The sequence below is a fragment of the Pseudomonas sp. Nvir genome (assembly GCF_963778085.1).
Classification (GTDB): Bacteria; Pseudomonadota; Gammaproteobacteria; order Pseudomonadales; family Pseudomonadaceae; genus Aquipseudomonas; species Aquipseudomonas juntendi.
Window position 1 is genome coordinate 2650065 of record NZ_OY970405.1, and the last position, 19043, is coordinate 2669107.

Consider the following 19043-nt stretch of genomic DNA (forward strand, 5'->3'; position numbering starts at 1 on the left):
CTTCCTGACTCGGCTACCTGAGGTGCACTCAGGCACTGAACAGCTGGCGGATTTGTTCGGAGAGGGCGGCGACGTCCTTGTCCAGCAACCAGTCAAGGGTCAGGTACACGGCGACGCAAACCAGCGCGATCAGCGCCAGGTACACCCACAGCGGCACTTCGTGGCGCAGCATCTGCGACACCTGGTCCGGCAGTGCCCAGTCCGGTGACAAGGCCTTGGGTGCCTTGCGGTAGCGGGCGATGTCCTGGCCGAGGGTGTTGGCCAGGTAACGCAGCTGGTCTTTCTGGCCAAGGCTGAACTTGCCCTCGAAGCCAAGCGCCAGGCACAGGTGATAAACCTCGAGCACATCGAGGTTCTGTTTGACATCGCCCCGCAGAGCCTCGACCTTTTCGAAAAAGCCTTCACCCGCCAGGTGCACGCCGAAATAGCGGAACTGCAAGGGTTGCAGCTCGAAGTGCTGGCGCAACGCGTTGTCGCCAGCGCGCAACACGCTTTCATCCAGGAAGGCGCAAAGCGCGTACTGGGTGTCCTTGACCTGTTCGGCGCTGTAGTTGGCGGCACGGGCGTCACGTTCCAGGTTGGCGAAGAAGCGTTCGACGCTTCCTTCGAAGGCCTGCACCGAAGTGACCTGGCGGCCACGGCGCACGATCAGCGCCATGCTGATGAAGTCTTGCACCAGGTCCTTGAGCGACGGTTTGGCAGGGGTGGGCATGGTAGCGCCCTGTTGCAGTACGGCTTCGGTCATTTGAGCACCGCCATCAGTTCAAGCTTGAGGTTGGTAAAGGCGCTGGGCGCGTAGAAGCAGATGGTCTGGGCGTTCATCATTCGCTCATACACCTGGCCATGCGGCTCGATGGCGAAGTACTGGTTGTCCAGGCGCACCGGGATCGCGTTGGGGAGCCGCGCGGCGTGGTTGAGGGTAACGCCGGGCATGGCACTGTTGACCACCACCTCGATGTCTTCGGGCGAGCCGATCTTGAAGGCCCGCGGCACCAGTTCCAGCAAGCTGGCACCGGGCATGTCGGCATGGACCGACACGTAGAAGTCGGCCTCGACCAGGCGCGGGTCGTGCAACTGCCCTTGCCAATACGACGGTTTGGTCTGGGTGAGGTTGATGACGATGCACTGGTTGGGCACGACGTTGTCCAGCATCACCCTGATCATCTCGTCCAACTTGACCAGCGATGCGGCGGGGTCGTGGTGGTCGTACTCGGGGATGTCGGCCAGTTGAGTGTCGAGGGTGAAGGTCAGCAGGCCACCGGCAAGGTCGGCAAGGAACAGGTACAGGCGCTCTGGGTGCAGGCGTGGGTGGGCCAGCAGGTGGGCCAGTTGCGGGTGCGCCCGGTTGACGGTGTTCAGCAGCCAGAACAAGGTGACATCGCTGGAGCCGAACTCGGCGATCTGGTCGGCGCGTTCGCGGCGCCGGCCAGACAGTGCCTTGCTTTTGGCCTGCAAGGCGCCGAGCAGGCGCTTGCCAATGCCGGCCAGGGTTTCGTGGCAACCCAGGTGCAGGGTAGGGTGGACGAAATGCGGGTCCAGATTGAAACCGCCCATGCTGTTGCGGGTCAGCTTGGCCAGTGGGCAGTAGCTATAGCCATCGAGGCTATCGCCGTCGACCAGCAGCACGACGTTCAGGCGCAGGCTGGTGATCTCGTTCTCCAGCTCGCCTTCGTTGAGGTCGGGCAGGGTGTCGAACTGTTTGCGATAGCGCCGCGCTGCCTTGTGTTCCTGGCCGTCTTCGACGTAATTGAGGCCGAACGGCTCAGGCAGCTTCAGGGCAGCGTACACCTTGAGGTCGTTGGCCTTGAGCAGATCTTTGAGGTCACGCGCGGCCGGCAGTGGGTCGTGCTGCGGCGCGTCGTACAGGCTGCCATCGGGGAATACCAGCTTAAGGCGCTTGAGTTGCAGCGAACCGTTGCTCAGGGCGTCCTCGTCCACTTGCAGCGCCTGTACACCCCAATGGAAGGGGGTGCTGCGCAGGGTCGCTTCGGCCAACTGATGTTGGTGAAACTCGTCCTGATACTGAAAGTGCTGGGGCAGCAGGAACATGCCTTCCGACCACATCACCCGGCTCTGCTTGCTCATTTGACGCTATCCACGAAAGAGTTGAAGGAATTGTCGACGGCGTTTTGTGCTGATTTGCCAGCCATATCGCTGGCCTTGTCGAGCGCGGCGTCCTGCACCTTGTCGGTGAGGCCAGGCGCGGCTTGCCTGGCGCGCTCGGCGGCGGCCTGCTGCTCGGCGGTCGGCGGCTTGTTCAATACGTCCACACCGCGCATGGCATGGATCTCGGTCTTGTCCACCAGCACGCGCAGGCCGTCCGATGAGAACCAGATCCCGTCCTTGCGCAGCGAGTCGGCGTCGAAGGCGACTTTCCAGCGGGCATCCTGCTCGTCGCGGAAAAACGCTGCCACGCCGACATACCGGGCGCTCTTGGCCAGCGGCCATTGGTCGATCTGGCCAATGCCCGGTAGCAGGGTGATCTCGCGTGCCTCCACCAGGGTGTTGCCCAGAGCTTTCTGCGGGGTAGCCCACAGGGTTTCGGCATCGCTGGCGGCGAAGCGCTCGAGGTCGGTCAGCTGGTACACGCGCATTACCACCGACAGCGGTTTGCCGTCGGCATCCGGGTTGAGCTGGTTGCCGCCATCAGAGGTCAGAATGACTTTTTCGCTGTCGGCCAGCATGTCGGCCGCCCAGCTGTCTTCCATGCGCTTGCCGATGCGGTCGGTAACCCCGCAGCCGGCCATTGCCAACAGCAGGGCAACGGCAGTCAAGCGTTTGAGGGTAGTGTGCTTGTGGTACATGACGGCAAAAACCTCCGGGTGCGGGTCAGGCCAGGCGATAGGCGAAATCGCCATCGCTGCCCAGCTCGATGACCAGGCGCTCGATGGGCGTGCCCTGGGCCATGCGCTCTAGCACGCGCTGGGCGAGCTCTGGCATCAGGGTCTGGGACAGAATGTTGTCGATGTTGCGCGCACCGCTATCGACTTCGGTGCAGCGTGCGGCGATGGCCTTCACCAACGCCGGTTCGTAGCTCAGTTCGGCCTGGTGGTTGCGTGCGAAGCGCTTGGCGATGCGCTCGAGCTTGAGCGCGACGATGCGCTCCAGCACCTGGTCCTGCACCGGGTAGAACGGCACGATGCTCAGGCGGCCAAGGAAAGCTGGCTTGAATACCTGGTTCAGCTCACCGCGCAGGCCTTCGATGATGGCTGCGGGGGTGGGCTGCTGCTCGGCATTCAGGCAGGTGTGCATGATGTGCTCGGTGCCGGTGTTGGAGGTAAGGATGATCACCGTGTTGCGGAAATTGATCTCGCGGCCTTCACCGTCGTCCAGCACCCCTTTGTCGAACACCTGGAAGAACAGTTCAAGTACATCGGGGTGAGCCTTTTCCACCTCGTCCAGCAGTACCACGCTGTACGGTTTGCGGCGCACCGCCTCTGTCAGCACGCCGCCTTCGCCGTAGCCGACATAGCCCGGTGGTGAGCCTTTGAGGCTGGATACCGTATGCGCTTCCTGGTACTCGGACATGTTGATGGTGATCAGGTTGCGTTCACCGCCATACAGGGTGTCGGCAAGGGCCAGGGCGGTTTCGGTCTTGCCGACGCCGCTGGGGCCTAATAGCAGGAATACGCCGATCGGTTTGTTCGGGTCTTCCATGCGCGCACGGGAAATCTTGATGCGTTTGCCGATTTCATGCAGGGCATGGTCCTGGCCCAATACGCGCTGGCTCAGCAGTTCAGGCAAGCGCTGAACGGTATCGATCTCGTCGCGCAGCATCTTGCCCAGCGGGATACCGGTCCAGCCGCTGATGACCTGGGCGATGGCGCCACTGTCGACCAAGGCATGCACCAGTGGCTGGTCGCCTTGCACCCGGGCCAGTTCGCTGCGCAGGGCATTGAGCTGCGCGGGGTCGGCTTCACTGGCGGCGCTCAGCGCCTTGAGCTGTTCGACCAGTGCCAGTTCCTGTTGCCACTGGGTGTTCAGTTGCTGCTCCTGCAACTGCGCGGCTTGCAAGGCAGCCTGCAGTTCGCCGAGGCGGCGGGCATGATCGTGGCCTTTGCCGGCTTCGTCGCCCAGCACGCTGATTTCAGCTTGCAGGTTGTCGATCTGCCGACGGCAGTCTTCCAGTGCGCCAGGCTGCGAGGTTTGCGCCAGGGCGATGCGTGCGCAGGCGGTGTCGAGCACGCTGACAGCTTTGTCTGGCAGCTGGCGGCCGGTGATGTAGCGGTTGGACAGGCGCACTGCCTGCACCAGCGCTTCGTCCATGACCGCCACCTTGTGGTGTTCGCGCATTTTGCCTAGCAGGCCGCGCAGCATGTGGATGGCTTTGTCTTCATCCGGCTCTTCGACCTTGACCACCTGGAAGCGGCGGGCGAGGGCTGCGTCCTTTTCGAAGTACTTCTTGTACTCGGCCCAGGTGGTGGCGGCGATGGTGCGCAGCTCGCCACGTGCCAGCGCAGGCTTGAGCAGGTTGGCGGCATCATTTTGCCCCGCTTGGCCACCGGAGCCGATCAGGGTGTGGGCTTCATCGATGAACAGGATGATCGGGTGCAGGCTGCGCTTGACCTCTTCGATCACTGCCTTGAGGCGGTTCTCGAACTCACCTTTGACCCCGGCGCCCGCCTGCAGCAACCCCAGGTCGAGGGTATGCAGTGCCACATCCTTGAGCACGGCCGGCACGTCGCCTTGGGCAATGCGCAGGGCCAGACCTTCGACTACGGCTGTTTTGCCAACCCCGGCCTCACCGGTGAGGATCGGGTTGTTCTGCCGGCGGCGCGTGAGAATGTCGACCATCTGCCGCACCTCGAATTCGCGCCCAAGCACGGGGTCGATGCGCCCTTCGCGGGCACTTTGGGTAAGGTTGACCGTGTATTGGTCCAGCGCCGGGGTCTTGCCGCCAGCCTTGCCCGTGGCAGGGGCCGGTGCCGCTGGGCCAGCCAAGGCGCTGGCGTGGCGCGATTCGGCGCTGCCCTCGACCAGAGCGGCAAGGTTCAGGCGAAGGTCGTCTGGGTTGATCTTCTCCAGCTCAGGGGCCGAGGCGACCACTACGCGATGCAGTTCGGCATCGTCCAGCAGGGCTTGCAGCAGATGGGCACTGCGTACTTGCGCGACGCCGTACTCGATCGATGCCAGCAGCCAGGCCTGTTCGATCATGCGGGTGATATGTGGCGACAGCGCCGGGGTGCGGGTGTTGCCTTTCTTGAATGTGCCCAGGGCCGTTACCAGTTGCGCCTGCAGGCGCTCGGCGACCACATCGTAGTGGCGCAGGATTGGCGCCAGGTCAGTGTCGCCGGCATCGAGCAGCTGCAACAGCAGGTGCTCGACTTCCACGTCGTAGTGTTGCTCCGAGAGGCACAAGGCTGCAGCGCTTTCTGTCGCCGTGCGGCTGGTTTCGTTGAGCTTGGCGAACAAAGACTTCAGGTTCACAAGGCGACCCCATCGTAAGGAATGTGGAAGACGGCGCAACGCGATGGCTCCGCGTCACGGCCAGGGCGTTTGAGCCAGCCCAGCCAGCCCAGGGCAAGGTTGCCTGTGCGACCGAGCTGGGCGGGTGGTACAGCCTCGGGCTTGAGCCGCGGGGCAATTTCGAAATCCAGCTCGGCACCCAGGTAGAAGCGCACCAGCTCGACCAGCTTGCGGTAGCACGCGGTGCCGGGCTGGAACCGTTGGTAATCGGCCAGGCCAAGCGGGCCGAGCTCGATGCGGATGCACGACTGGTAGTCCCAGACCCGGTTACCGGCCACGGCACTGTGGCCCAGCTGGGCATTGCGCCGCCCCAGCTGAGTACATTGTTCCGGCTGCAGGCGCAGCCAGCGCCCAGCGAACTGGCGGACTTTGATCGGCAGCGCGAAGTAGAAGCCGAGCATGCGCTCCAGGTTCAGGGCGTTGCGTGGCTTCTGGCTGAGCAGGCCGGCAAAGTAGCTGAACAGCTCGCGGCGCAGCGCCGTGGGCTGCTGCTCGAACTTGAGCCGCTGGGCCATGGGCCCGAACCCCACCATGTTGAGCAGGTAGCCGTCGAAGCGCGATGTGCCGTTGCGCTCGTGTTCGATATGAAACTTGTATTTTTGCCAGGCTTCGTAGAACAGCGTGGTCATGCGGTGCGAAAACATGTCGAGGAACGCATGCGCAGCATCGTCGCGATACTGTACGTGCCGCTCCAGCAGCAGCTCGGTGTACGGGCGTGGCAGCACACCAGACGGCCCTACCAGGCCCATGAAGGTCACCTGGACCTCCGACAACGGCCGGCCGGCAGGCGAAACCTTGCCCTCGCGTTCGAAATGCAAGTCGCTGACTTCGCTCGCCGGGAACGCCAGGGACAGCTGGGTGCGAAAACGCAGCGGGTCTTCGTGCGGGCGCGTTGCCAGGTCCATGCGCCCGGTGCGGCTGTAGTGCAGGCGAAGCAGGCGCACCAATTGAAAAAATTCGAATCGGTGCGGCTCGGCTCGGGCCTGATCGATCAGACCAGGGGCTGATCGCCAGTGCGTGCTGGCCATTGGACGACTCTCTTTTCTCGTTGTTGGGTACGCAGCGTCAGTTGGGTGAAGCTGTTCATCGAACAGTACTGGCCGAAGAAATGGTCCAGCACCATGCCGAACAGGAACACACCGCTGCCGGTGAACTGGCTTTCGTCCAGCGTCAGGGTGATACCCACACCGCGCACGAAGTTCGGCCGCGGGTGGCCGATACGCGCAACCACCGGTTCGCTGGCGATAGCCTTGATGCCGTTGATTTGTTTACGAATGGCCGAGACGTTGCGGTAGTTGTAGAGCGACAGCAACTCGAGCAGTACTTCGCGGCCCTGGCTTACCAGCGACAGGTGGTTGAGCGACAGGTGCGCAATAAGCCGCCAGATAAGGCCTTTGCCCAGTGGCACACGCATGGTGGCGGTGGGCTTGCGCAGGCAGCGGATGTCCTTGATCACCGAGTTGGCCGGGATGTTGAAATCACCGCGTTCACCACCGAAAGGCAGCATCAGCGGCACATCGCGGTTGCTGCAGGTAAGGCTGATGCTGAGGGTATCGCTGCTGGCGTCTATCAGCTCCAGGTCGCGGTCGACCACGCGGATGCTCATGGCTGTGGCATCGCCTTGGTTGCGCCGGCGGGCGATCCAGAAGCTGGTGTGCGGGTCTTGCTCGCCACGCGGCTCGAAGAATGCCTGGCAGGTGGCGACCTGGTCGATGCCACCCAGTTTGCGCACGCGCCGTACCCGATCGATCGACACCACTTCTGCGGCATTGTGCAGGCGGGTGTCGGGGGTGACCGGGTACTCGTGCCGCGTATGGGTAAGCTTGATCGGCTCGGCCTGTTGCCGGAACAAGTTGATGATTGGCGTGCAGTTGAGCTTGAAGTTGTTGCGCCCGATGTTCTGGCTCAGCCGCGCCAGGCGGTCGCCCAGGTCGTAGTCGCTGAAATAGAAATTGACCTGTACCTGTTCCACGGCCTGACCATTCAGGGGGCGAGCGAACCCGCCGAGGTCGAAGAACATGAACTTGTCTGGGAAGGTGAAATACTCGTGCAACAGCCGGTAGCCCAGGAACGAGCGTTCGGAATAGTCCACCAGGCCTTCGTCACGCCCATAACCTACAGCGCTCAGGGCACCTGCTGGCAGCACGATTTCGCGCCTGCGGCCTTGGTCGTGGAAGCTCAGGGTCGCTTTGGCGAGGTTGTTGAACAGCAGCTCGTACAAATGCAGCATCAGCGTTGCTTCACCGTCGAGGAAGAAGCGCAGGCGGTCGATTTGCATTTGCCCGAACAGGGCGTCGCCGGTGGCGGCCAGATCGATGCTCAGGCGGGCGACCAGGTCGGCGCTGTGGCCGTTGAAAGCGGAGCGCTCCATTTCGGCGAACGTGGCCTTCTGCACGGCAATCGGCCATAACTCAACCGGGTAGCAAGTGCGGAATTTACACACCACGCCCTCAACGGCGTTGGCATGCATCTCGGTATGGCGCGCCACGCGGTAGGCTTCGGTCACCTTCTCGTGCTTGCCCAGGCTCAGCTCGGCGATCGACATCGACGGGGTTGGGCGCAGGTAGTGCGGGTACAGCACCTCAAGGAAGGACTCGACGATTTCCGGAAACTCGTCATCGAGTTTTTTATGCACCCGCGCGGAAAGGAACGAAAACGCCTCGATCAGGCGCTCGGTATGCGGGTCTTCGCAGTTGTCGCCCTCGATGAGTAGCCGCGAAGCAATTTTCGGGTACTGCGCGGCAAACTCCTGGCCGAGGAAGCGCAGGTGCGACAGTTCCTTTTCGTAGTAGGGCAGCAGTTCGTCGAGCATCAGTTGAGGTTCTGTACTTTGTATTCCTGGGTGTTGACCTGCAGCACGGCGTCGAATGACACCTGGCGGCTGATATCCTGCAGACGCAATACAGCGTCTACCCGGAAGGTCAACATGCGGTGGCCGTTCTGCTGGGCCAACAGCTGAACCCGCACCCGGCGAAAGCGCCGGTCGCCGGTGCTGATCGCCCGCTCCAGCTGCTGCTGGATCAGGCGGCGATCGTGCGGGTCGAGTACGCTGCGGCTGATGAAGTCAGGCATGCCGTATTCAAGGATGGAGCCCTCAAGCTGACTGAAACCCTCGAGCTCTTCGGCGACCAGCGACTGGCGCGTGTTAACCAGCACTTCAAGGTCGCGCACGATGCTGGCCTTGTATTCGGCCAGTGAGCAGGTACGCTGCGCGGCCGGCTCGGCCGACTGGTGAGGGCGGTCGTCCAGCAGGCGGTCGAGCAGCGAGGGCAGCAGCCGGGCTTGGTTACTCATGTGTCATCCCTGTACACAGCGGCTGATCAGCCGCGGGCGCCCTGCGGCAACTCGGCCACCAGGCGCAGCGAGGCGGTCAGTTCGTCCAGCTGGTAGTGCGGGCGCAGGTAGGTCACGGCTTTGTACACACCTGGCTTGCCGGGCACTTCGAAAACCTCGGCGCGGGCTTCGCGCAGCGGGAACTTGGCCTTGGCTTCCTGGCTGGCGGTATCGTCGAGCAGCACGTAGCTGGCCAGCCACTGGTTGAGGAAGCGCTCCACGTCCATGCGCGAGGCGAAGCTGCCGATTTTGTCGCGCATGATCGCCTTCATGTAATGGGCGATGCGCGACGTGGCGAAGATGTACTGCAGCTGTGCCGACAGGCGTGCGTTGGCGTTGGCGATGTCGGTGTTGTACTGCTTCTGCTTCTGCGCCGACTGGGTGCCGAAGAACGCCGCGTAGTCGGTGCCCTTGCAATGCACCAGCGGGATGAAGCCGAGGTCCGACAGCTCTTTTTCGCGGCGGTCGGTAATGGCGATTTCGGTCGGGCACTTGAGGGCAATTTCGCCATCGTCGGTCTTGAAGGTATGAGTCGGCAGGCCTTCGACCAGCCCGCCCCCTTCCACGCCGCGGATGGCCACGCACCAGCCGTAGCGGGCGAAGGCATCGGTAACGCGGGTGCCCAGGGCGTACGCAGCGTTCATCCACAGGTACTTGTTGTGGTCGCGGCCGTCGACGCTTTCGACGAAGTTGAATTCTTCCACCGGGGTGGTATCGGGGCCATACGGCAGGCGACCGAGCACATGCGGCAGGGTGAGGCCGACGTAGCGGGAATCTTCCGAGGCGCGGAATGACTTCCACTTGGCATACTCGACGGTGTCGAAGATCTTCGCCAGGTCACGCGGGCCGGACATTTCGGTGAACGAGTCCCAGCCGAACAGCTCGGGGGAGGCAGCCGAAATGAACGGTGCATGGGCCGCCGCGGCCACGTGCGAGATCTCCTCCAGCAGGTACATGTCTTCGGGGTTGCGGTTGAACTCGTAGTCACCGATCAACATGCCGAAAGGCGCGCCACCGAAGGTGCCGTACTCTTCTTCGTAGACTTTCTTGAACAGTGCGCTCTGGTCGAATTCGCTGGCGGCCTTCAGGTCGCGCACCAGGTCCTTCTTCGAGGCATTGAGCAGGTGGATTTTCAGCGTGGTGCTGGTCTCGGTCTGGTCGACCTGGTACTTCAGACCGCGCCAGGAGGCTTCCAACTGCTGGAATTCGCTGGCGTGCATGATCTCGTTCATCTGCTCGGAGAGCATCGAATCGATCTCGGCGATACGTGAGTCGAGCACGGCGATCAGGTCCTTGCTCGGGGTCATCTCACCCTCGAGCACCTGGTTCACCAGTTCGCCGATCAGGTCGCGGGTGCGATTGCGCTCGGTGTCGGAGCGGGCCACGCGGCTTTGCGAGATGATGCTGTCGAGCAGCGAGGCCTGTGGTGCGAAGCTTTCTACCTCGACCAGGTCGCCGGCCTGTTGCGGTGCGGTTTGCTTGTCAGTCATGTTCGGGCTCCTGCTCAGGCGCGGTCGCTGCTGGATGGATCTTTCACTTCAGCCTCACGGCCGAATTCCTTGCCCAATGTCTTGAGCTTCTCGGTGTTTTGCAGCACGTCCATCAGCAGCTCTTCGAGCTTGTCGTTGCCGCCCATCTTGTTGCGCAGGTCTGCCAGCTTATTGCGCACTTCCAGCAGCTTGCGCAGCGGTTCAACCTGCTTCACCACGTTTTGCGGCTCGAAGTCTTCGAGGCTGTTGAAGTTCAGCTCGACGCCCAGCTGGGTGCCGTTCTTGGCCAGGGTGTTGTCGACGCGGTAGGTCAGGCGTGGCTTGATGCCCTTGAGCACGCCGTTGAAGTTGTCGCGGTCGATGAACACGAACTTGCGGTCCTTGAGCTTGGGCAATGGCTCCAGCGGGTTGCCGGAGAAGTCGCCCAGTACGCCGACGACGAAGGGCAGCTCCTTTTTCTCGATGGCATCGCCGATGTCCACGTCGTAGGTGATATGGACCCGGGGCGCGCGGACGCGGTCGAGTTTGTGCTGGGTGCTTTCCTTCTTCGCCATCGTATTCTCCAGTGCAAGCAGTTCGCTGCGAATCATTGCGCCGCCCGTATCCGGGCCCTGCGCGTTACAGTCCTTCGATCGTCCGCAGCAGGCGCTGACGGATCTCGTCGTTCATTTCCAGAATGTTGTCGCGGCCCACCAGCTCTTCGAAGCTGGTGTTGCCGGCAATCTGCGTGCTGCTACGGATGACCGAATCGTCCGGAAGTTCCGAACGCACCGGCGCGCTGATGACGCAGAAGGGCAAGTCGCCAAAACCCTTGAGGCGCTCGAAGCTCAGCCCGTAGCGCAGGCCTTCGAACAGCCGGCCCAGGCCCGGGGACTTGCTGAGGCAATAGAACAGCACCAGGTAGTGCACCACGAAGCGGTACAGCTCGGCGCTGCTGCGGTTGGGGTCTTTGATGACGTTGCGAAACTGCGCCAGATCGAAGGCGTGGAAGCCCACCACCCAGCGCGTGGGGCTGGTGATGCGGATGACCTGGCCGCTCTGTTCGAGGACCTTGTCGTATTCCAGCGGGAACAGTTCGGGGGTGGTGCTGAGCAGGTTCAGTGGCACTTCCAGCTCGCTGACCAGCTGGAACGGGGCAGCGGCACCAATGCGCTCGTAGAGTTCGATAAGCGCCTGGAAATGCCCTTGGGTTTCGCGCCCGCTGCTGCGCTGGGCGCCCTGCAGGTATTCGCCAAAGAGGCTTTGCGGACGGATCAGCGGCGCCACGGTGGCCAGGTAATCGGCCGCCTGCGCTTTCAGCGCATCGGAGATCGCCCGCGTCTGGCTACGCAGCTTGATCAGTGCTTCGACATCGAATGTCTGTGTCATCGGTGCATCGTCCATGTGCCTGCAAATCGTCCTGAAACGCCAATGGCGTGGACCTGAATATCGCGCCTCTCAGCTGCGGCAAATTCGAGTGCTGGCACATGAATATCGTGTTGCCAGTAATGCCGAGTAGGGCACCTCGCTGGGAAAGAAGTTCCCGCAAGGGTGGCGATTTTTTCCCCGTTTTGTGATGTGGTGCAATGATGGCGTCATGACATTGCGCGCAGGTTTCGAGCACATGGAATGGGGCTTTGACCCGGAAAATTAGGGGTAGTAGGTGCAAAGATCGCGGTAAAAATGGGCGTGAAAATATTTTTTCAAAAAGTGATCTGCGTCGCATTTTTCAGTGCAACGCCGTTCATGCCTGTCTTTCATCGCAGCGTGTTTTCGTGATGGCAATGCGACGGAATATGCCGCGTCGAAGTGGGTCCGTATGGGTTGCTACAGCGACTTTGCGCCGGCGATGCGACCTTGGATTCCCCACTCCCACAAGCACCCTAGCAATGCATGTAATTCATCGGTGGCCTCGACCAACAGCACGCCGTTTTCATACAGTACGGCATCGCTGAGCGTGCCCATGCCGCGAGGCATCGCGAACAAGCTCAGGCGCACCTGCTGGGTATCGCTGCGCAGCCGTGAACGGTAGCCCAGAAGGGTATTGGCCCAGCTTGCGTAGCCGCCATCGCGCAGCAGCAAGGTTGCTGCTCGTGCCAACACCGCCGAGATCTCCGTCAGGTTGCGAATGCACGGGTCAGCCGTGCCACGCTGGGCGCCGGGTTGCATCATCAGGGCGTGGTCCAGTTCGCGGCGGCGGCATCGAACAACCATGGGCAGCGCTGCCGAAGGTTCCTGTAGCCAGGCCTCGTATCGGGCCTTGTCGATGCGGTAATACTCTTCGTAATCGACCAAGGTATTGCTGACTGGGATGGACAGGTAGCACTGCTGCGAAGCCAATTCTATCCCGAGTGCAAAGCGGTGCTCGCGGCTTGTGTAGGTGTCATTGAATTTCATGCTGAGAAGCACCTCCGAGGTGGGTTGTTAGCGGCCATCACTTGGGCATGGCTACCTGCCTGGGCATGTCGTTGCCAGTAGCGTGCATGTGATGCGGTAGGCACGACCTTGGAGTTCCAGCGGCGTGATCAAGGGCATGTCAGCGATATGGTCGGCGGTGGTCCTTTCCGCCTGGCGCCTGGTGAGTGAACCGACGATACCAGTATGGCCCTGTGCCTGGCGGACGCCTACGCCAGCCAAGGCAAGTTCGATTTCGCAACCTTCGCTGATGCATTGGTGCGTTGGTAGCGGCACGGCGAAAACAGCGTCAATGACCGCTGCTTCGACATCGGCAATGTCACCCGCCGAGCCCTGGAAGGGTGGGAGGCCCAAGGGCTTGGCTGGATGGGCAATATCGAGGCCTCGACCGCAGGCAATGGTTCGTTGATACGCCTCGCGCCTACGGCTATTTACAGGCGTCATTCGCTCTCGGCAAGCTGGTGGGAGAGCGTCACCCAAAGCGGCGTGACCCATGGCGCCGTCGAAGTTCAGGATTGCTGCAAGCTGTTCGCTGGCCAGTTGCACCTGGCGCTCAACGGCGCAGACAAGGTCGAGGCGTTGACACCCAGGGTGCGGCCGCTGCAGCCGAGACCCACGATCATCAATGCGGGGGAGTACACGCACAAATCTCGCGAACACATTCGCTCGTCGGGATATGTGGTCGATACCTTGGAAGCCGCGCTTTGGGCTGTCTGGAATACCAACAATTTCAGGGATGCGATACTGCTGGCTGCCAACCTTGCCGATGATGCCGATAGTGTCGCTGCAGCGGCAGGGCAGATTGCGGGGCGCTCTACGGGGTATCGGGCATGCCGTCGGAGTGGGTGGCCAAGGTGGCTTGGTCGCAGCATATTCGTAGGTTGGCGAGCCGGCTGTTCGAGCTGGCGCCGCCGCGCGATGAGCTCGATGAGCGTATCTACGATAGGCCTGAATAGCGACGTAGTAGGCGTCCTTCAGCGCTTTAGCCAGTTCGGGGTCATTTTCCTCGAACGCCTTCGCTGCAAGGTAAAATCGATTGCCATCTGCATCACATCCCTTGCACGCCGCCCTCGTGATGAAAACCATAAGGGTGCAATGTCAGGTTCTATTCGTGCGTGTTACTTCTGGCTTTAAATTTTTTAAATGAACTCCATTCTTGTCCCTTGATTAACGCCATATAGAATTTGGCAAAAGCCTCGCTAAGCTCATGATCGTCTCGTAGGTTTGTTTCAGGTAGGTAGCGATAACAAGGGATGTCTCGCGCCTCTAAAGGTGTGTGGATGTCACCGTTCTCAGATTTCAGCAGAAGGTCGCGAAGTAGGTTGAGCATGGTCATGGCGTCAGGATTCTGGTCCTTGAGAATCTCAAGCTTTTCGCGAAGCGCTCTGGCTGTAATTTTCAGTGTGTCTTTGTCCATTTAATGCCTGAGTGTGTGTAGACCGGAGGGGCGCCACTGTACGCCCCGTCTCCAGGTCGCTGCGGCTTATCAACTGTTACCTTTTCGGTTTCCCGCCGTACTCACTTTGAGCCTGGCCAAGGTAGGCAACTTACCGCCCGTCGACCTGGACGCAAACGTCCTTGCCGTCGATAACCTTGCATGGCCAGTTGTCGTTGATGTAGTGATCCGGCTTGAAGCACACCCGGTCATCATTGACCCAGAACAACTGCCAGGCAGAACCCGATATCAGCAGCTTCGAGCAGGGCGTGTAACCCCTGGCCAGCAAAGCCCCCGTAGTCAGAACCATCACCGCAGGTACTACATAGATCAGTGTTTTAATCGATATCCCGAACATCAACGCCTGGAAGCGGTGCAGCCGGGATGCAGGGGGTGGGTCGAACTTCTTGCCGGTCCAGGCGCAGATCGCGCTGCCAATGAGCAGGATGGCGAGTGCCGGTGGAGCCATGAGCAGGCCGAACGCGAGGTACGGTGTTTCCACGACTGGAGCGCCACGAAGCAGCCTGCCGTACAGCGGGAACAGGTAGTTGGTATAGGCATAAAGCGAGACGGCCCCTACCAGGAGCAATGCGATGAACATGGCGACGGCCAGCAGCCTCATCTTGAGGGGGGAAAGCCCGGGTGAAATTTGTGAGGAGCGTGTATTCATTCTCAGAACTTAGGCAGGTTGAACGTTGGGAGCGATGGCAATGAGGGCATCGATGGCAGCCTGGGGGCGTCTGGCCATGCAGGCAAGTCTATCCCGTCGGGGCGCAGCTTACGGATGACCCACGACTTGGCCTCATCGTAAAGCTCGTCGGCAATCCTGCCTGCGATGTTGGCGACGGTTTCCTCAGCGTAGCGACGCAGGTCGTCCGGCTTGATCTCGGTGATTGTCTTGTGAATGGCCTCGATATGATCCACGGCATAGCGTAAACCCGCCTTAACGGCATTCTTGATGCCGAAGTGATTGTCGAGTGCGTTCAATCCAAGACCTACGGCAAATACCACGAGCGCCCCGGCAATGACTGGTGCGGCGGCTGCAGTGAACAGGGCGCCAGCAGCCAGGGCCGCGGCGTATCCGAGTGCCGAGGCGATACCGGCCTTGATCAGTTCCACGCCAACGCCGCCAAACAGGTCACTCATGACGTGCTCGTCGGCAAATATCCATTCTGCGACTTCAATGGCCACCGCCACGTAGCACGAAAGCTTGAATCCTTTGATGGACGAACCGCGCACTCCATACTTGCCGATGCCCATGCTGACGAGCTTGGCATTCTGGATGCCATAGCGTGGCGCGTTGAGTGTCTTGCGCAGGCCAGGGTAGCCGGTGAGAACGACGTACTGCTTACCATTGCGCACTGTGTAGCGTACTTTTGTGCCCAACCCGTTCATGTCGCGAATGAAACTGGCGGTGTTTTTCGCGTCCCAGGCGGCCATGGCCGCGGGCACACCCCAGGTGGTATTGACGAAGGTGTGAGGCAGGCCGTTGTAGGTGGATTTCACGCCGTGCCAGGTGCCGGTCAGCATATCGCCCTGTGTGCGCGTACAGACTTGCGGCGATTGCGTGGCGCCATGTGCCTGCTGAGCAAACTGGGCCTGTGCATGAAAATCCTCAATGGACATGATCACCATTTCCCGGTGATTCTGGTCCATCTCCCGGTCGAGCTGGCTGAGTTGGCTTTCGCTCACGCTCATGGCGATTCTCCCTGATATTCGCGATCTACTGCCTCATGGCTAGGCGTAGGGAGCCTACACTCCAGACCTCCAGCAGATCAAACCGGAGGACATATTCCGATGTGATTAATCAAGAAAGTGTCCACTGATATACAGGCCCATGATCCACCTGTTGCACGCGGCTTTTGTCCTCGTGGTGAGGCAGTCTGGCTTATTGCCATCATTTGACAGCTCCCGGCCAAGCGCGTTTTCATTGTGAGATTTCCAGCTTGATGCAGGATGCATTGATATGATTACGGATGCCCTCGAGTCGATGCTCAGCCAGCATCAACGCCTGTTCACCTTCGATTCTCCACTGCCTCCCGAGCAAGAACTGCAACTCCTCAGCTTCAGCGGCCGCGAGGCGATTTCGGAGTTGTTCAGCTTCCAGGCACACCTCATTTCGCAAGACGCTCGCATCGAACTGAAGAAACTCATCGGCAAGAAAGTCACGTTGGGGATTGCCTTGGCCAACGGCACCACAAGGTACATCAGCGCGCACGTGTCGGACTTCGTGCACACCGGTGCGGATGGCGGTATTGCCAACTACACCGCTGAACTGGTGCCTTGGATCTGGATTCTCAGCCGTCGCCGCGACTCACGCATCTTCCAGGACAAGACCACTGAGCAGATCGTCAAGGAAGTTTTCGATTACTACCTGTCGCTGGCCGAGCATGAGTTCCGCCTGAGCCAGCCGCTCAAGCCAATCAGCTACTGCACGCAGTATCAGGAATCGGACCTGAATTTCGTGCTGCGCCTGCTCGAGCAGGAAGGGCTGTTCTTCACCTTCGAGCACTCCCAGGAAGGCCATCGCATGATCATCAGCGATGACAGCAGCATGCTGCCGCAGCTGGAGCGCCAGCCGCTGATCCGCTACCACAGTGCTTCGGTCACCGAAACCGCCGACTCGATCACGGCGTGGTCGTCGGCGCGACGGATGCAGCCAACCCGCCTGACCCTCAAGTCCTTCGACTACAAGCAACCCGGTAACCCGCATCTGGTGCAACTGAACTCCGTCAACCAGCAGGGTGAGGTTGGCCAGTACGAGGTCTTCGAATATGAAGGCCTCTACGGCTATGCCGACGCCGATGAAGGCATGCGCAAGGCACGTCGTCGGCTGGAGGCGATGGAGGTCGACGGCAAGACCTTCCATGGCGAGAGTAATTGCCGTGCCATGGAACCTGGCCGTTACTTCGAGCTGAGCCAGCATTACGATCACGACAACGACGCCCCGGACGATCGCCAGTTTCTGCTGCTTTCCGTCACCCATTGGGGGCAGAACAACTACGCCAACGATGGCGAAGCGGGCTACCGCAACAGCTTCAGCTGCATCCGCCGTAAAATCCCGTTCCGCCCTGCATTGCGCACCCCAAGGGCGGGCATCAGCGGCCCCCAGACTGCCATTGTTGTCGGTCCACACGGCGAAGAGATCTACACCGATGAACTGGGGCGGGTGAAGTTGCAGTTCCACTGGGATCGTAACGGTGAGTTCAATGATCAGAGCTCCTGCTGGGTACGCGTCACCCAATCCGGCGCCAGCGGCGGCTTCGGCAGCATCCAGATCCCACGCGTCGGCGACGAAGTGGTGGTGGTGTTCCTCGACGGCAACCCGGACCGCCCGCTGATCATGGGCAGCCTGTACAACAGCACCAACACCCCGCCTTGGGCGCTGCCGGCGAATAAGACCCAGAGTGGGTTCCTGACCCGGTCGATGAAGGGTGACGGCGGTACCGCCAACTTCTTCCGCTTCGAGGACAAGGCCGGCGCCGAGCAGATCATCATGCATGCCGAGCGCAACATGGATACCGAGATCGAGCTGGATGAGCGCCATGAGGTAGGCAACAACCGAGTGATCAAGGTAGGTGGAACGCACCATGAGGTAATCAAGCAAGACACGGTGGTGAACGTCACGAACGGTAGTTACACGCTGAAGGTGGACAACAACCTCATTCAGGTAAGCGCCATGGAAAGCATCCTGCTCGAGGTCGGCACCAGCAAGATCACGATCAAGCCAGACAAAATAACCATCGAAGCAGACAGCATCGACATTCTCGGCAAGAACACCTTTGTCAAAGGTGATCGTGTCGATATCAACGAGTAGGGCGAAGTGTGATTATCAAGGGCAATATCTACGACAGGCTCTCACAGAGGAGTGAAGCTGCCGAGGCGCTCGCTCGGCAGGACGCAGAGGAGGTGCGCATCGCAGCGGAAGCTGCGGTCGAGGTCCTGCGGCAGCCACCCGCGCTGGTCATGGATGCAGAGAACAATGCCTTGCGCATTGCAGGTTTGAATTTGCTCATGCCACAGGGTTTCGCTTTTCGCGATATCAATACCACGCTGGAGTTCGCGGGTTGTCATGTGCAATTTGACGCCCGTCGCCGGCGTGCACCTGAAGGGCTTGAACTCAATAAGGCGGTGGAGTTGTTTACCAACGAGCTGCGTAAAAGCCATTCAGAGATTGATTTGGTGCGCCAGGTCTCAACGGCATTGGCCGGCCACCCTGCCATCAGCCTTGACTACCAGTTCAATGTTGGCCAAGAGCGCCGTCACGGTCGCTCCGTTTGCACGATCATCGTTTCAGCGGACGGTAACGGGCGCGAGTGGTTCAGTGCCTCTACTGTGATCGACCCGAGTAAATCACAACTGGCTGACTGGCTGATCGCATTCGACGCGATGCTTGCCGGCATGACAGCCGAGTAATACTCAAACTCACATCACGATTTCATGGAATTTACAATCAATGGACTATCAACTGCAGGAAGGTTCTATCACGTTGCCGGAAGGTTTCCAAGATCGTACGGTCAACATGTTCGTACTGGGGAACAGCATTCCCGCACCTCTGAATATCACACTTTCGCGCGACAATCTGCTTCCAGCAGAGGATATGAAAGCGTACATCGATCGTCAGGTTAAGTTGATTGCGGCCAAGCTTCGCGGCTACACCCTGTTGGGCAAAAAGCCGGCGCAACTCTCTGCCAGTAAGCCGCTCGCAGGTGTTCAGATCGATGCGTATTACTTGAATGATGGCCGGCCGTTGTATCAGCGTCAGGCTGCTTTCGAGGTTGCCCCAGGGCGTATTCTGGTGTTTTCCACCACCAGCCAGGCCGACTTTAGCAGCAAGCAGGACGAAAGTTGGTTGCAGTTGTTGATGAGCTTCGAGCCGCGCCATAGCACCGCAGAAACCTCCGATAACGCCGCTCAGGACTGAC

At 60.5% G+C, this 19043-nt stretch carries 17 protein-coding genes and 2 pseudogenes; 4 read left to right on the forward strand and 15 right to left on the reverse strand.

Annotation, left to right across the window (positions count from 1 at the left end):
* Positions 1-28: 28 nt before the first annotated feature.
* The 11 genes from icmH to AACG97_RS12895 form a co-directional block, all read right to left on the reverse strand.
* Positions 29-745 carry a type IVB secretion system protein IcmH/DotU gene (gene icmH / locus AACG97_RS12845; protein ID WP_009686736.1) on the reverse strand — a complete coding sequence of 239 codons (717 nt, stop codon included), beginning with the start codon at positions 743-745 and terminating at the stop codon, positions 29-31.
* Positions 742-2085, reverse strand: a complete 1344-nt coding sequence (tssK, locus tag AACG97_RS12850) for a type VI secretion system baseplate subunit TssK (RefSeq protein ID WP_009686737.1) — start codon at positions 2083-2085, stop codon at positions 742-744. Before tssK ends, icmH begins: the two co-directional genes overlap by 4 nt.
* A complete protein-coding gene (tssJ, locus tag AACG97_RS12855) occupies positions 2082-2804 on the reverse strand; it encodes a type VI secretion system lipoprotein TssJ (RefSeq protein WP_182368104.1) in 723 nt (240 codons plus the stop codon). The genes tssK and tssJ overlap by 4 nt, the downstream gene beginning before the upstream one ends.
* A gap of 25 nt (positions 2805-2829) precedes the next feature.
* A complete protein-coding gene (gene tssH, locus AACG97_RS12860) occupies positions 2830-5427 on the reverse strand; it encodes a type VI secretion system ATPase TssH (RefSeq protein WP_029887850.1) in 2598 nt (865 codons plus the stop codon).
* Positions 5424-6494: a type VI secretion system baseplate subunit TssG gene (tssG, locus tag AACG97_RS12865; RefSeq protein WP_009686740.1), complete on the reverse strand. Its 1071-nt coding sequence runs from the start codon at positions 6492-6494 to the stop codon at positions 5424-5426. The genes tssH and tssG overlap by 4 nt, the downstream gene beginning before the upstream one ends.
* Positions 6458-8278, reverse strand: coding sequence for a type VI secretion system baseplate subunit TssF (gene tssF / locus AACG97_RS12870; protein WP_009686741.1), 1821 nt, complete (start codon positions 8276-8278; stop codon positions 6458-6460). The genes tssG and tssF overlap by 37 nt, the downstream gene beginning before the upstream one ends.
* On the reverse strand, positions 8278-8760 hold the full coding sequence (gene tssE / locus AACG97_RS12875) for a type VI secretion system baseplate subunit TssE (protein ID WP_009686742.1): 483 nt from the start codon (positions 8758-8760) through the stop codon (positions 8278-8280). Before tssE ends, tssF begins: the two co-directional genes overlap by 1 nt.
* Before the next feature lie 26 nt (positions 8761-8786).
* Positions 8787-10289 (reverse strand): type VI secretion system contractile sheath large subunit, encoded by a 1503-nt coding sequence (gene tssC, locus AACG97_RS12880; RefSeq protein ID WP_009686743.1) that lies wholly within the window; start codon positions 10287-10289, stop codon positions 8787-8789.
* Between the two features lie 14 nt (positions 10290-10303).
* The gene (tssB, locus tag AACG97_RS12885; protein ID WP_012272397.1) at positions 10304-10843 is read right to left on the reverse strand and encodes a type VI secretion system contractile sheath small subunit; all 540 of its coding nucleotides are present in this window, start codon (positions 10841-10843) and stop codon (positions 10304-10306) included.
* A gap of 64 nt (positions 10844-10907) precedes the next feature.
* Entirely contained in the window at positions 10908-11657 is a 750-nt protein-coding gene (locus AACG97_RS12890) for a hypothetical protein (RefSeq protein ID WP_033691266.1), read from the reverse strand.
* A gap of 438 nt (positions 11658-12095) precedes the next feature.
* Positions 12096-12665 carry a hypothetical protein gene (locus AACG97_RS12895; RefSeq protein WP_009686745.1) on the reverse strand — a complete coding sequence of 190 codons (570 nt, stop codon included), beginning with the start codon at positions 12663-12665 and terminating at the stop codon, positions 12096-12098.
* A 90-nt stretch (positions 12666-12755) separates the two neighbouring features.
* Here AACG97_RS12895 and AACG97_RS12900 point away from each other — a divergent pair.
* A pseudogene (locus AACG97_RS12900) lies at positions 12756-13639 on the forward strand (ADP-ribosylglycohydrolase family protein); the annotation flags it as partial.
* Between the two features lie 28 nt (positions 13640-13667).
* Here the strand turns inward: AACG97_RS12900 and AACG97_RS12905 are convergent.
* The 4 genes and pseudogenes from AACG97_RS12905 to AACG97_RS12920 all read right to left on the reverse strand — a co-directional run.
* Positions 13668-13769: pseudogene (locus AACG97_RS12905) on the reverse strand (hypothetical protein); the annotation flags it as partial.
* Positions 13770-13788: 19 nt separating this feature from the next.
* Entirely contained in the window at positions 13789-14100 is a 312-nt protein-coding gene (locus AACG97_RS12910) for a hypothetical protein (RefSeq protein WP_009686747.1), read from the reverse strand.
* Positions 14101-14230: 130 nt separating this feature from the next.
* Positions 14231-14740, reverse strand: coding sequence for a hypothetical protein (locus tag AACG97_RS12915; RefSeq protein ID WP_009686748.1), 510 nt, complete (start codon positions 14738-14740; stop codon positions 14231-14233).
* A gap of 50 nt (positions 14741-14790) precedes the next feature.
* Complete coding sequence (locus tag AACG97_RS12920; protein WP_009686749.1) at positions 14791-15816, reverse strand: hypothetical protein; 1026 nt, start codon at positions 15814-15816, stop codon at positions 14791-14793.
* A gap of 268 nt (positions 15817-16084) precedes the next feature.
* Between AACG97_RS12920 and AACG97_RS12925 the strand changes: the two genes are divergently transcribed.
* From AACG97_RS12925 to AACG97_RS12935, 3 genes are read left to right on the forward strand one after another with little or no spacing between them, the layout of a single operon-like run.
* Positions 16085-17935, forward strand: a complete 1851-nt coding sequence (locus tag AACG97_RS12925; RefSeq protein WP_182368100.1) for a type VI secretion system Vgr family protein — start codon at positions 16085-16087, stop codon at positions 17933-17935.
* An 8-nt stretch (positions 17936-17943) separates the two neighbouring features.
* A complete protein-coding gene (locus AACG97_RS12930; protein WP_082414709.1) occupies positions 17944-18534 on the forward strand; it encodes a hypothetical protein in 591 nt (196 codons plus the stop codon).
* A 40-nt stretch (positions 18535-18574) separates the two neighbouring features.
* Positions 18575-19042 carry a DcrB-related protein gene (locus AACG97_RS12935; RefSeq protein WP_009686752.1) on the forward strand — a complete coding sequence of 156 codons (468 nt, stop codon included), beginning with the start codon at positions 18575-18577 and terminating at the stop codon, positions 19040-19042.
* Position 19043 lies beyond the last annotated feature (1 nt).